This window comes from Sulfurimonas sp. SWIR-19, from assembly GCF_020410885.1.
Lineage (GTDB): Bacteria > Campylobacterota > Campylobacteria > Campylobacterales > Sulfurimonadaceae > Sulfurimonas > Sulfurimonas sediminis.
Window position 1 is genome coordinate 41,741 of the sequence record NZ_CP084578.1, and the last position, 13,667, is coordinate 55,407.

The window sequence follows — 13,667 nt, forward strand, 5'->3', positions numbered from 1 at the left end:
AAAATCGAAGGAATTATACAGATGCAATTCTCAGCCCCACTCAAATCAAACTCAAAAAAAATTATGCTACTCGGTTCCGGCGAGCTTGGAAAAGAAGTTATCATTGAAGCACAGCGTCTGGGACTTGAAACCATAGCCGTTGACAGATATGAAAATGCGCCTGCCCATCAGGTGGCACACCGTTCTCATGTTGTCAATATGCTTGATAAAGATGCCCTTTTGGAAATTATATACCGTGAAAAACCCGACTATATTTTGCCAGAAATCGAAGCTATCAATATTGATGCGCTTTTTGCCGCAGAAGACAGAGGCTATAATGTTATTCCAAATGCCAATGCCGTCAGTAAAACGATGAACAGAAAAAACATTCGTACTTTTGCGGCAGAGGTCTTGGGACTCAAAACAGGTCCGTATAAATTTGTCACAACACAAGAAGGTATGCTTGAAGCGGCACGTGAACTTGGTTTTCCCTGTGTGATTAAACCGGTAATGAGTTCATCCGGGCATGGTCAAAGCATTGCAAAAAGTGAAGCAGATATTCCCGCTTCTTGGGAAGAAGCAAAAGAAGCGCGAGGTGACGCGAGTGAATTAATCGTTGAAGCTTTTGTTGATTTTGATTATGAGATTACAATGCTGACGGCTCGTAACGGTAAAGAGACTGTTTTTTGTGAGCCTATCGGGCATGAGCAGCGTGATGGAGATTATGTCTTTTCCTGGCAGCCGATGCAAATGAGCGAGATTGCCAAAGAAAAAGCACAAAAAATGGCAAAAGAGATTACAGACGGCCTTGGCGGACAGGGGCTTTTTGGTGTTGAGCTTTTTATCAAAGGGGATGAGGTTTATTTTTCTGAAGTCTCTCCGCGTCCGCATGACACGGGAATGGTAACGCTTATAACACAAAGCCAGAGTGAGTTTGCCTTACATCTGCGTGCTGTGTTGGGACTGCCGCTCGGATTTACTTTTTACGGTGAGGGTGCATCCGCCGCATTCAAAAGCGAAAAAGAGAGCTTTGCACCTGTTGTTGATGTGGATGAGAGCCTCTTTAGTGACAACTCATATGTGAGAGTATTTGGAAAGCCAGAAGCCCATAAAGGGCGCCGCTTGGCTGTGGCGCTTGTTTTTGATCAAGTAGACGCGGCACTTGAAAAAGCGCGTGAACTTATAACAAAAATTAGAGACATGTAAATGCAAAGCCGTACAATAGTTTTACTTGACACATTAACCTTTGGCGATACAGATCTGTCCTGTTTTGACAAGTTGGGAAGCGTAACAGCCTACAAAACAACATCACCGCAGGAGACACTTGAGCGTATTACAGATGCAGAAGTTATAGTAACAAACAAAGTTGTGATAACAAAAGAGCATATGCAGCATGCAAAAAACCTCAAACTGATTTGTGTTGCGGCAACAGGGATGAACAATGTTGACCTTAAGGCTGCAAAAAAGTTTGGCATTGCAGTAAAAAATGTGGCCGGATACTCTACTGACTCTGTTATCCAGCACACATTTTCCATGCTTTTTTATCTCATAGGCCATTCACGCTACTATGATGAAGTTGTCAAAAGCGGTGCCTACTCCAAGAGTGCTCTGTTTACCGATGTAAGTCATCCGTTTTTTGAGATAAAAGGAAAAAAATGGGGCATCATCGGTCTGGGTGAAATAGGCAGAGGTGTTGCTCATATTGCCAAATGTTTCGGTGCGGATGTCTGTTACTACTCGACAAGCGGGATAAATCGCAGTGAAGATTTTCAAAGAACAAATCTTGACGAGCTTTTAAAAACCTGCGATATTATCACTGTGCACGCACCGCTTAATGAAAAAACAAAAAATCTTTTAGACTATGAAAAACTCCTTACATGTAAAGAGGGCGCAGTGGTACTGAACCTCGGACGTGGCGGAATCATTAACGAGTCCGCAGTTGCCAGAGTTGTAGATGAAAAAAACATTTTCTTTGGACTCGATGTCTTTGAAAAAGAGCCCTTGCCACAGGAAAGTCCGCTTTTACATGTAAAGAATAAAGAGAGACTTTATATGACACCACACATTGCCTGGACATCGGTTGAAGCCAGAGAAAAACTCATACAGAGTGTATGTGAGAATATACAATGATTACAGATGTATTGATTATAGGGGCAGGTGGCGCAGGACTTACAGCGGCTCTTGCTGCCAAGGATGCCGGTGCAAGTGTACGTGTGCTTACAAAAGAGTACCCGACAAGAAGCCAGACATGTATGGCACAGGGCGGGATGAATGCTGCCCTTGGAAATGTGAGTCCTGACTCCGTAGAAGAGCATATTCAAAACACGCTGAAATCTGCACACGGACAAGCAAACGAAGAAGCTGTACGCTACATGTGTAGTGAAGCACCAAATGCCATACAATGGCTTGATGAAATCGGTGTCTGTTTTTCCCGTACACCCGATGGCAAAATTGCGCAAAGAAAGCTTGGAGGGGCATCCGCTCCAAGGGCCTGTTATGCGCAGGATTATACAGGATTAAAAATACTCCATACGCTTTATGAGCGTTGCTTGAAAGAAGATATTGAAATACACAATGAGCGTTATTTACTTGACTTGCTTACAAAAGAAGACGGCAGTATCTGTGGGGCATTAATTTTAAACATCAGAAGCGGAGAATTGGAACATCATTTTGCAAAAAGTGTTGTTTTGGCATCAGGAGGCTACTCCCGCATATATGACAAATACTCTACAAACTCGACAGCTTCTACGGGAGACGGTATTGCGGCAGCTGCAAGAATCGGTGCAAAACTTCTGGGTATGGAGTTTGTGCAGTTTCATCCGACAGGATTGAAAAACTCTTCTATCCTTATCAGTGAGAGTGCCAGAGGAGAAGGCGGATATCTGCTTAATTCCAAGGGAGAGCGTTTTGTCAACGAACTTGCACCAAGAGATGAAGTCAGTCGTGCCATTAATGAGCAAATTTTAGCAGGCGAAGAGATCTTTTTGGATATTCGGCATCTCGGAGAAGCCTTTATAGACGAGAATCTGCCACAGGAGAGAAAACTGGCACTTTTGTATGAAAAGGTAGACCCTGTCAAAGATTTGATTCCCATAAAAGCAGTCGCACACTATACCATGGGCGGTATAGAAGTTGATAACAAATCACAAACAAGTGTGAGCGGTTTGTTTGCCTGTGGTGAGTGTGCAAACCATAAAGTTCATGGTGCAAACCGTTTGGGTGGCAACTCTTTGCTTGAGATTATAGTCTTTGGTCGTGAAGCCGGAAAAAGTGCGGCACACTATACTTTTTGTGATGATAAAAGCAAAAATGAGCGTACATGTAAAAAAGAGGCAAATTTTCTTGACAAGCTGAAAAGTTTTAGCAATGAAATAGATTTTTATGAAAAACGTTCCTGTGTAGGAGAACTTTTTTATAAAAAAGTGGGCATTGTAAGAAAAGAGAGTGAACTCTTAGAGGCGAAAAAAGAGATACAACTTCTAAAAGAACAACTGCCGCGTATGGGTGTAAAAGATACAAGCAAAGTGTACAATACTAATCTTGTAGAGTTTATAGAATTTAGAAATATGCTTGATGTCTGTGAGGCAGTGGTGAGCGCTGCGTTAGAGAGAAAAGAGAGCTGTGGCGCTCATTTTGTGGCAGAGGGATAATAATTAAAAATTTATATAATATTTCGGAACCCAGGTTTTAACCTAGACTTGAGTCTTTAAAGACACAAAGCCCGCACTAAAGTACGGGTTCCGAAAAAGAGGAGTAGGGGATGAAAGTAAGTATAAAAAGAGCATCCGGCTTTGTAACATACGAAGTAGATTTAGACGATGCTACGCTTTTAGAAGTGTTAAACAACATAAAAACCGAGCAGGACAACTCTTTAGCCTATAGCAGCGGATGCAGAAGCAGTGTCTGTGGCAGCTGTTCGATGCGTGTGAATGAAAAAGAGGTGCTTGCCTGTGCCTATAAAGTGAAAGACGGGGATGTGATAGAACCGCTCAAAAATGTAGAAGTCATACGGGATCTGGTTGTCAATATGGACAAAGCGCTTGAGACAAACAAACGTGCAAAAACATGGCTGCAAACATATAACAAAGAGACAAAACTCACACATGAAGATGAAAAAATAAATGCTTTGCAGAGTGACTGTATTTTATGCGGTTCCTGTTATTCGGCCTGTCCGGTTTACGCTGTCAACGAAGCATTTTTAGGCCCTTTTGCGCTCACGGGTGTTTGGAAATATGTGAGTGACAAACGCGAAGCTGCACCGGAAGAAAAAATAGAGACAATTCAGAAAAACGGTGTCTGGGACTGTACTCTGTGCAATGAGTGTACTTTGGTTTGTCCGCAAAATATCTCTTCAAAAGCAGATATAGAAAAACTCCGCATGCGTTCAAGTATGGCAGGATACAGTGACCCGAATTTTGCGCAAAACTTCGGTGGAGGCCTCTCATTTTAACAAAATATGCTAAAATGTGCAGCTTAAAATAAAACAGATGGATGTGAAAATATGTTTAGTTGTAAAAGTCAGAAGCAAAGATTAGAGAATAAAAACTTTACGATTCTTATTGTTGAAGATTCTCGGGTTATTAACAACACCTTGACTTCAAGGTTACAAGAGAAGGGTTTTAATTGTCTGCAAAGTTATGATCTTGCAACGGCACGTGATATTTTACAAAACAATGAAATTACGCTTGTGATATTAGATTTGCATCTTCCTGATGGAGAAGGCGAAGATCTGATTGAAGAGATAAAAGAAGCAAATAAAGCAACAAAAATTGTAATTTTTACATCTGAGAATGATCTTTTACGAAGAGATGAACTTTTTCGGCTTGGTATTTTAGACTATTTACTCAAAGGAAAAAATGCCAATTTAACGGTAAAAGAAATTTTAAATATTATCCAAAGCATACAAATCAATCCTGATTATACACTACTGATAGTAGATGATTCGCGTGTAATAAGAAAAATGATGCAGAAAATTTTGTCTTCGTGTGGATATACTATCATTGAAGCAAAAAACGGCGCTGAAGCTATTGAAAAAGTAAAAGAAACAAATGTTGACTTGATGCTGCTTGATATGCAAATGCCTGATATGAGCGGTTTGGACGCTTTAAAGCAGATAAAGCAGGATGAAAAAAACTTCCATCTTCCTGTATTTATGATTTCTAGCACTTTGGATATAGAAGTGATGCGTGATGCTTATAAAGCAGGTGTGCTTGATTATTTTAAAAAGCCTTTTTCTCCTGAAGAGTTGAAACTCAAAGTTGAGCAGGTGATTCGACAAAAGCAGATTGAGACGGATTTGCAGTGTACCTTAAGGGTAAGTGAAGTGTGCAGTACTCTTTTGGATGAGTTTTATGCGAGCGCAATATTTTATGCAGATTTTAAACTCAAACAAACAAATGAAAAGTTTCAAAATGAATTTGGCAATGATGTAACAAATATGACACAGGCTTTTGAAAGATTTGATATACGACTGATGGAAGATATTATAATGAGTATGAAAAATCGTAAAAATTACAGTACTATCATTGGGGATAAGGAGAATCAAACATATCTTGTAAAGCTGCTTCCTGTAGAAGAGCATGAATTTTTAATTATATTTGAGAAGCTTAGAAAAGTTTAATCTTAAATTTAGTCTTCTTGGAACTGCTCATAAATAGTTTTTACTTTTTCAATATTTTCTAAAAAAAGATCAACAATTTTTGGGTCAAAATGTGCCTCTTTTTCTTCTTGCAATAAACGTAAAGCCTTTTCAAAACTCCATGCTTTTTTATAGGGACGCTTGGATGTAAGTGCATCAAAAACATCAGCGACGGCCACTATGCGACCATAAAGAGGAATCTCTTCTCCTTGCAGTCCTTTAGGGTATCCTTTACCATTGTATTTTTCATGATGGCTTGCCGCTATGACCTCTCCGGCTTGCAAAAATTCATTTTTCTTTCCGTGTAAAATGTTTGCGCCGATAAGAGAGTGCGCTTGCATTTTTTGAAATTCATCCGGTGTTAATTTTCCGGCTTTAAGTAAAATAGCATCATCAATGCCGATTTTTCCAATATCATGCAGAGGTGCTGCATAGAATATGATATTTTGCTCTTTTTCACTTAGTCCATATGCTTCGGCCAAAAGTTTTGAGTAGTGGGCAACACGAGAGATATGACTTGCAGTTTCTGGGTCTTTGTACTCTGCCGCTTTGGAAAGGACTTCGAGTGCTTCATACTCACTCTGTTGCAATGCAGCGGTTGCTTCTTTAACTTTTATTGAGAGTTTTTTATTAAAATCTTTGGTGAGGTTCAAAGAAGTCTTAATAGCAAGAATATTATGTAGACGCAGTTTAAAAACTACAGGAGAAATTGGTTTGACTAAAAAGTCCGTAACACCGATTTGCAGTGCTTTATGCATCATCTCATTATCATTATTTGCGGTAATCATGATACTTACCAAATCAGGATGCTCTTTTTTTGCTTCTTCTAAAAGTTTGATTCCGTTAATATCGGGCATATTAAAGTCAGTAATAAGCGCATCAACAGGATGTTTTTGTAAATATTCTAAAGCTTGTGTAGAATTACTGAAGCTGGAGACATTTTTATAGCCTTCGTTTTGTAAAATGTTTTCCAACAGCATCAGATTGACAATTTCATCATCAACGATAAGTATATTTAATTTATTTTGCATTTTTTAAAGCACCCTTGAGTGAAGTGATATAGTCATCTATGGTTTGAAAGATATCATTATAACGAACTTCAATATTATTTTTTATATTATTTTCTATCTCCTGCATGAAAGTACTGATTTCATCTAAAGAGAGCGTTCCTGCACTTCCCTTGATTTTATGGGCTGTGTCGAGTATGCGTTGTGTGTCATTCTCTTTTATGGCCTCTTTGAGTTCAGTGAGTGAAGCTTCTATATTTTGTGCAAATGCTGTAAGGAGTTTTATAATGACTGCCTCATCAAGTTCTAAGCGCATTTTGTTTTTTTGCAGTAACTCTGCAAAGTTAAAGGCTTTTTTTTGTGCTGTTTTCGTATCTTTTGCAGAAGTATTTTGAGATGGAGCATACTTGAGAATGATGTTGTCAAGTTCTGCCGCTTTAATCGGTTTTGCTATATAATCATCCATTCCCATTGCAAGGAATCTCTCCTTGTCACCTTTGAGTGCATTGGCAGTCAAAGCAATAATAGGAATGTGACGTGACAGTTTTTCTCGTATCATTTTTGTTGCATCCAAACCATTCATTTTTGGCATATTGACATCCATAAATATCATATTATAGTGAGAAGTAGTGGCTTTTTGCACTGCTTCTTCTCCATCGTGTGCAAACTCATACTCGATGTTTTTATGTTTTTCAAGCAGTGATTCGATAAGCATGCGGTTGATGTCATAATCTTCTGCCACAAGAATTTTCAAATTTTGTGTTAAGAGTTGTTTTGCCTCTTGGTGTTGCGATGTATGGTTTTGCATTTTAGCAAGAAGAAAATTATAGAGGTTTGAGCTGAAGGATTCATCAAATGTCAAGTCAACACAATCAAGATGCTCATTGTTACATGTATCGCTTATGCAGACAATTTGTTCCCGTGGTAGAACGCTGCGTGCCTGCATCCCTTTTTCTGTATCAAGCGTCAAGATGATACTGTTTGGCGAGAGTTTGGAGAGAAAATCCTCCTCTTTTTTGATATGTTTATAGTTTAAATAAAAAGATGCCAGGGTCTCGTCTATTTTTTGTATGATGAGATGATTTGTATCTCCAATGATTAAGAGTTCATAATCCCTTAAAAGCTTGCTGAGTGTTGTGCTGTTTTGGCATTTTTCAAATTCAAGATCAAAGAAAAATGTTGTTCCTTTGCCTTCTTGGGATCGCACTTCTAATTTGCCACCAAAAAGTTTGACCAAATCGGCACTGATAGTAAGACCAAGTCCGGTACCACCGAATTTACGGGTTGTAGAGTCATCAGCCTGTGAAAACGGTTTAAAGATTGTCTGCAGTTTTTCTTTTGGTATACCTATGCCGGTATCACTGATGCTGAAGCGGATAGTCTGAAACTGCTCATTTGCTTTGATTACTTCTGTTTCAAAGCGTACCTCACCGTTTTCAGGGGTAAATTTAATGGCATTGGAGAGAAGGTTGGTGATGACTTGTCTTAAGCGTGTCGGATCACTGAGTATGCATTCAAACATCTTTATATCAAATTGATGCTGATACACAAGAGATTTTTGTTCCGCAAGTGATTTGAGGAGTTCATAGGTGGTAGAAAACTCTACATAAGGATTTATCTCAATATATTCAAGTTCTATTTTATTGTTTGCAATTTTTGATGAATCAAGTATATCATTTATGATACTTAAAAGTGTTTGCGTAGAATTGTTGATGATATCTACATATTTTTTTTGCGTATCTGAGAGCTCGGTACTTTGAAGAAGTTCTGCAAATCCAAGAATACCGTTCATAGGCGTTCGTATTTCATGGCTCATATTTGCCAAAAACATTGCCTGTGCTATCTCTGCTTTTTGGGCTTTTTGTTTTGCCTGTTCGAGTTCGGTGATGTCATTGAATGTGTGAATCACATACGTTGTTTCATCGTCATAGATAACTTCACGGGATTTTACATTATATATGCGTTCTTGATGGTTTGCGTCCAACATCAAGGCTAAATGAAGCTTGTATGGCTCCTTGAGTATAGGGTCATACCACATTTTCGGTTTTTTTTCTTTTTTCAGATAGCCCTCTTTTTCGATAAAAAGATCACAAATGCACTCATGCCAACTTACAAAACTATCCAGATTCTCATAACCAAAAGTTCTAAAAAAGGCCTGATTCATTTTGTCAATTTTGTTGTTTTTTGTAACTATGACTATGTTTTCTTCATTATCAAGAAGCATATTACTAAATTTGAGTTGGTTTTCATAGGCTTTTTGACTTTTTACAACATCTGTTATATCTTCTCTGATTGCCATATACTCTGTTATGTTGTGTTCTTGGTCAAAAATTGGAAAAATATGCGATTTGACATAGTAAATAGAACCGTCTTTTGCTCTGTTTGCAAGGTTTCCATGCCAGACATGTCCTTTTTTTATGGTTTGCCACATCTCTTTAAAAACCTGTGCATCGGTAAGCGGATTTCGTATAATGTTATGGCTTTTCCCAAGAAGTTCACTCTTTTTGTATCCACTTATCTTTTCAAACTCTTCATTAACATAGGTTATTTTTCCCTGCAGGTCAGTTCTGGAAATAATAATGACGCTGTTAATGGCTTCCAGAAATTCATTGAGTTTGAATTTTGTTGTATCAAACTCTTTTTGCTGTTGCTGCAGGTTTTTAGAAACATAGTCTATAAGGTGTAAGGTTGCGCTTTCTGTCAGTCTGCTTGGCTGTGTAAACTCTTTATGGATTATAGGTGTTTTTTTGAAATGTTTTGTTCCTTTTTCATTGAGAAAAAGAAGGGTATTTGTCATATTGAGCATCATTTGATGTTGCGCATCAGTATAAAACTCTCCATAGGTAAAAAAACCGGCAGTAGGAGCTAACTGCGATATACGAATAAATGTTTTTTCCAATTCAAATGATAAAAACTGTTTTCTTCCGGCACAAGAGTAGATGAAAGCCGCTTGAAATTCTTTATTTGTAAAATCACTTTTTTCTGCAGGGTCGTAAAGATTCACAACTCTTGAGCTTCCTAAACCAAAGTGTATTTTATCTCCCTCTTGCAATTTTCCGGCATAGATTATACTGCCATCTTCAAGTACATTTATCATTGATCTGGCAATAAGAACACCATTTTCCTGCTTTAATAGAGGAAACTCTGAGGCTGATGCCGGCATATTTTGAATGACTTCTTGGCCTAAAACTTCACCATAGAGCATCTTTATGGGCTTGTTGTTTATTTCATAAACTCTGTTTCCTTCTGCTTTTGTAATGATAAACGGTGGACCAACGGCTCTCCAACCTAAATTATAATCATTGGTGACTTCAAGGGCATCTCCATACAGGGCAACAGCAACGGCTCCTGTATTGTAAATTTTATTTTGATAAATGACAAAGGTATGTGAAAAAGTAAGCAGATCTCCTGCCATTCCTCCGGCAATGATAATATTTTTATTGTTATGTGCATTAAATCCACAGAGGTATTCTTCTCCTAGATGTGACAAGCCCTCAACAAAGGAAATAACACACTTTGTGTCATCTTTGAGAAGCTTTTTTGCAACCTTTTCACCAAGTCTGTAAGAATCTTTTTCGTCTATATAAACTGTATCAAGTGTTGTTTTTTCAAAAATAGAGATACTCAAAATTACATGTTTTTCCAACATCTGGCATTCAAGTATTTCACCTGCTGTGGAAGCACCTATCAGTTTGGCATTTGGAAGAATTGCACAGACATCATTTGCAATCGTTTCAACCTCTTTTGTATCTTCTATCGAGGTAAACATTTGGACTAAAATTGTATCACTGAAAAGATGCACATCGTTGACATGTAAATAATCAAGGAACTCTTGCTTGGAGGTATATTTATAGTTAAGCTGTTTCATAAAGTTTTTTCATAATTTTTTATTTATTCTAGCAAACAAATACTTTATCTGACATTTACTCTTTTGATGGGTGGTTTGTAGTGGGGGTCTTTGCCTGCTACTGTCCATAACCCTTTTGCTAGAGCACTCACTGTTTTTTTGAAATCATTCTCTACAAGTTCAACGCCTGAAAAATTCTCAAAAAGCAGCTTTTCTTCTTCTTTACATGTAAGCAGAGTTTCCTGTTTTGGCAGAGTGAGTGTTGTTTTGTTTTTCAGGTTGTACAGATGCCAGAGACTGAGAAAATCTTCGGAGTATTTGTTCAAAATATGGTGGGCATAGAGCTGAAAGTTTTTGTATTTGCTTTTTTCAAACAGTGTTACGATGAGTGTCAGCGTCTCTTTTAAGTGCACAAAAGGGACCATGGAAAAGAGCTGTCTTGCCACACTCTTTCCGCTGTCATGCTCTGCACCTATAAAAACTCTTGCTCCGCCGTCGGTATCTCCGAAGTTGTTTGTTTTTAAGCCTATGAGCCCGATGTCTGTGTGGCGGTGGCGTCCGCAGCCTTTTGCACAGCCCGAAAAACCTACTTTTATGTTATGTTTGTAGATTTTTTCCAGCGGCAGGTATTTGGCGCTTTCATCCTTAATGCTCCAGACGGCATAGGGACAGAGATTGCCGGCACAGGCAACTATCGTGGAACTGAGTGCGGGTGAATCAAAAGGTGCTACTTTTTCATCTATGCCAATGATGTAGATATTTTGGTCTATGCCCAAACGGATTTGTGCATTGTGTTTGTTAGCATAATCACTTAGCTGACGAATCTCTTTGGGTGAAAGACGAGCAAAATCTGTTTGATAACAAAAGGCGTATTTGTTGTTATTTAAAACTTCAAACTCACTAAACTCAGCATGTAAGAGCTGCAGTTCGCCGGCACAGTTAAAATTTTTTCCATATACATCCTCCATAAGTTCTTTGAGTCTGTCCAGTCCAAGCTCTTCTATCATATAAAAAAGTCTGGTTTTAGAGCGTGAAAAACGTGAGCCGTGCGTATAAAAAGTTTCCACAAAAGCCGTAAAAAAACCAAAAACCTCTTCATAGCGTAAAAATATATCTGCATCTTGGGCAATTTCGGTATTTTTGCCGCCCATATAAACATTAAAACCGTAAGTTTCCTCTTTTTTGGCAAGCGCAAAGTAGAGGTCATTTGCAAAAAAGGAGTTGACATTTGCCTCGTTACCAGAGATACCGATACTCACACGGCGGGGCAGCATACCGACATATTTCGGGTTTTTGATGATGTAGTCCTGCATCTGTTTTATCAGCGGATAGACTTCTATTTTTGCGTGTTTGTTGACACCGTCATAGACATCCGTCACGATATTTCTGATGTTGTCGCCAAAACTCTGCCAGGTAATAAGTCCGTTTTCATTTAAGAGTCTGAAAAGTTCATGGACATCGTCAGCTTCGACATCATGGAGTTGAAAGCCTGCTCGTGCCGTGATGACGAGGGTCAAATCATATTTGTTGACTATATCTGCTAAAAAGTTAAACTGTTTTGTACTGATTCTACCTCCGGCTACGCGAATACGAATGGTGAATTCATCTTCCAAAAAATCGGTATTGAAAATCCCAAAATCCTGCAGATAGTACCGGTCACCTTCACCCAGACTCTCAAAATCAATGGTGTCAAACTCTTTGACAAAATAGTCATAGGGTTTGAGTCTGGCTTTGTAGCGTTCACGTTTGTTGAGTTGTTTTTCCAAATTTTCTTCCTGCATAAGTACCTACATGTAAAATATGAAAGGATAATAGCAATTTTTTCTTGACAGGGAGATGATATAGGTCAATTTTGTGTTTTCAAGTCACAAAGCCCGCACTGAAGTACGGGTTCCGAAGAGGAGGTTTATATTTCTTCGGAATCGGTACTTTCTGTGCTGAAGCATGACTTAGAAAAAAACTAAATTCTTTTCTGAAATATCGACTGTTATTGATAACAAACAAACTATGTTATAATTAAAACAAAAAAAGGATAATACCTATGGCAAAAGAACATTCATTTGATATAACGGCAAAAATAGATATGCAGAATTTGAAAAATGCTGTTAACCTGGTAGACAGAGAAGTCTCCAATCGTTATGATTTCAAGGGAACACCGTATGAAGTGAATCTGAAAGAAAAAGACAAAGTGCTGGTACTTGTTGCTTCGAGTGATAACAAACTCGATGCACTCAAAGACATTGTCATAGCAAAACTGCTCAAACAGGGGCTTTCCTCAAAAGTGCTGGATGAACTTCGCGTCGAAGATGCCAGCGGAGGCACACGCAAGGCGACTTTTAAAATTGTAGATTATATAGAATCAAAAGAGGCAAAAAAAATCACTGCAGAGATAAAAAAGATGAAACTCAAAGTCAATGCTCAGATAGAAGGGGATTCTATCCGTGTAAAAGGTGCGAAACTTGATGATCTGCAAAAGGTGATGAAGATGGTGCGTGAAGGTGAGTACGAAGCACCTTTGGTTTTTGAAAACATGCGTTAGCAGGGGAAAAAAGATGAAAAAGATGAGCATAAATGATGCGGCTGAGTATTTTGGTGTTTCAAAAGAGGCTATACACAACCGGGTTAGACGGGGTTCTTTGCAGAGTGTTGTAGAAAACGGTGTCAAAATGGTGCTGCTGGATGAGACACAGGCAAAAACAGGGCGAAAAACTGTGCAGCCAAGACGCCCCACACTCAACAACGACCGATATTACAAACTTCTTGAAGAACAAAATCAAAAACTCCAATCTCGTGTGGATACTCTGGAGAATGAAACACGGAGCCTCAGAGACCAAAAAGAGCAGATGCTTATAGCCGAGCGTGAAAAGATAGAAAGGATCTATAAGGAAAAAGATGAACAGCTTAAAAATATTCTCAGCACTATTTCATCACAGTTTATGCTCAATGCTCCGCAAGAAGCAGTAGATGAGGAGGAGATGCTTGAGGCAGAGATAGAATCCGAGATCGTAGAAGAGAGCAAGGTTGTCTCTTTAAACAGGCATCTTAAAAAACGTGGTTTTTCAGCAAAAAAAATCAAAAAAATCAAAGCAAGATTTAAAAAGAGTGCAAAAAAAGATGAAAGAATTATTATTGTAGGGAAAAAATATTACATAGATACAAAAAAATATGACTATAGTGATATAATTGGCTAATCTTT

10 protein-coding genes are annotated in these 13,667 nt (G+C 38.5%); 7 read left to right on the plus strand and 3 right to left on the minus strand.

What is annotated here, in order from left to right; translation table 11 throughout:
- Positions 1-21 precede the first annotated feature (21 nt).
- The 5 genes from purT (at position 22) to LCX93_RS00215 (ending at position 5,599) form a co-directional block, all read left to right on the plus strand.
- Positions 22-1,185 (plus strand): formate-dependent phosphoribosylglycinamide formyltransferase, encoded by a 1,164-nt coding sequence (gene purT / locus LCX93_RS00195; RefSeq protein ID WP_226066908.1) that lies wholly within the window; start codon positions 22-24, stop codon positions 1,183-1,185.
- Positions 1,186-2,109: a D-2-hydroxyacid dehydrogenase gene (locus tag LCX93_RS00200; protein ID WP_226066910.1), complete on the plus strand. Its 924-nt coding sequence runs from the start codon at positions 1,186-1,188 to the stop codon at positions 2,107-2,109.
- Positions 2,106-3,629: an FAD-binding protein gene (locus LCX93_RS00205; protein ID WP_226066912.1), complete on the plus strand. Its 1,524-nt coding sequence runs from the start codon at positions 2,106-2,108 to the stop codon at positions 3,627-3,629. The genes LCX93_RS00200 and LCX93_RS00205 overlap by 4 nt, the downstream gene beginning before the upstream one ends.
- A gap of 110 nt (positions 3,630-3,739) precedes the next feature.
- Positions 3,740-4,429: a succinate dehydrogenase/fumarate reductase iron-sulfur subunit gene (locus LCX93_RS00210; protein WP_226066914.1), complete on the plus strand. Its 690-nt coding sequence runs from the start codon at positions 3,740-3,742 to the stop codon at positions 4,427-4,429.
- Between the two features lie 51 nt (positions 4,430-4,480).
- Positions 4,481-5,599, plus strand: a complete 1,119-nt coding sequence (locus LCX93_RS00215; protein WP_226066916.1) for a response regulator — start codon at positions 4,481-4,483, stop codon at positions 5,597-5,599.
- Positions 5,600-5,607: 8 nt separating this feature from the next.
- Here the strand turns inward: LCX93_RS00215 and LCX93_RS00220 are convergent, their stop codons facing one another.
- Genes LCX93_RS00220 through LCX93_RS00230 form a run of 3 tightly spaced genes read right to left on the minus strand, consistent with a single transcriptional unit; the run spans position 5,608 to position 12,237 of the window.
- Positions 5,608-6,648, minus strand: a complete 1,041-nt coding sequence (locus LCX93_RS00220) for an HD domain-containing phosphohydrolase (RefSeq protein ID WP_226066918.1) — start codon at positions 6,646-6,648, stop codon at positions 5,608-5,610.
- A complete protein-coding gene (locus LCX93_RS00225) occupies positions 6,638-10,492 on the minus strand; it encodes an FIST N-terminal domain-containing protein (protein WP_226066925.1) in 3,855 nt (1,284 codons plus the stop codon). The genes LCX93_RS00220 and LCX93_RS00225 overlap by 11 nt, the downstream gene beginning before the upstream one ends.
- A 44-nt stretch (positions 10,493-10,536) precedes the next feature.
- A complete protein-coding gene (locus tag LCX93_RS00230; protein WP_226066927.1) occupies positions 10,537-12,237 on the minus strand; it encodes a nitrite/sulfite reductase in 1,701 nt (566 codons plus the stop codon).
- A 275-nt stretch (positions 12,238-12,512) separates the two neighbouring features.
- On the opposite strand from LCX93_RS00230, the gene LCX93_RS00235 reads away from it, so the two are divergent.
- Positions 12,513-13,010: a YajQ family cyclic di-GMP-binding protein gene (locus tag LCX93_RS00235; protein WP_226066929.1), complete on the plus strand. Its 498-nt coding sequence runs from the start codon at positions 12,513-12,515 to the stop codon at positions 13,008-13,010.
- Positions 13,011-13,023: 13 nt separating this feature from the next.
- Positions 13,024-13,662 carry a DNA-binding protein gene (locus tag LCX93_RS00240; protein ID WP_226066931.1) on the plus strand — a complete coding sequence of 213 codons (639 nt, stop codon included), beginning with the start codon at positions 13,024-13,026 and terminating at the stop codon, positions 13,660-13,662.
- The last annotated feature ends 5 nt before the right edge of the window (positions 13,663-13,667 follow it).